Origin of the sequence: Macrococcoides caseolyticum (genome assembly GCF_002902665.1) — a bacterium.
GTDB lineage: Bacteria > Bacillota > Bacilli > Staphylococcales > Staphylococcaceae > Macrococcoides > Macrococcoides caseolyticum.
Window position 1 is genome coordinate 1 of the sequence record NZ_PPRM01000055.1, and the last position, 253, is coordinate 253.

Below are 253 nucleotides of genomic sequence, written 5' to 3' on the forward strand. Positions count from 1 at the left end.
TCCTAATGCATCCCTGTCATAAGATAATAGATGGTGAATATCACAAAGATCAGACTGATGATGACGGGGATATAGTTCAGGATAAGCTTTGTCCTGAGGTAGCTATGATTCAGCTCCGTCTGATGCATCTCTATTTCAGACTTCATCTCTCTTTTCAGATCCGTTAAGACGTCCCGTCTAAGACTTTCAGCGTTCAAATCCACCACGGTCATGTCGTCTATCTTGTCCTGGCTGTGTTGGATGGTCTTCTGAA

1 pseudogene is annotated in these 253 nt (G+C 43.5%); it reads right to left on the bottom strand.

Annotated features, from left to right (window positions below):
- Positions 1-2: 2 nt before the first annotated feature.
- Positions 3-253: pseudogene (locus tag CD152_RS11910) on the bottom strand (hypothetical protein); the annotation flags it as partial.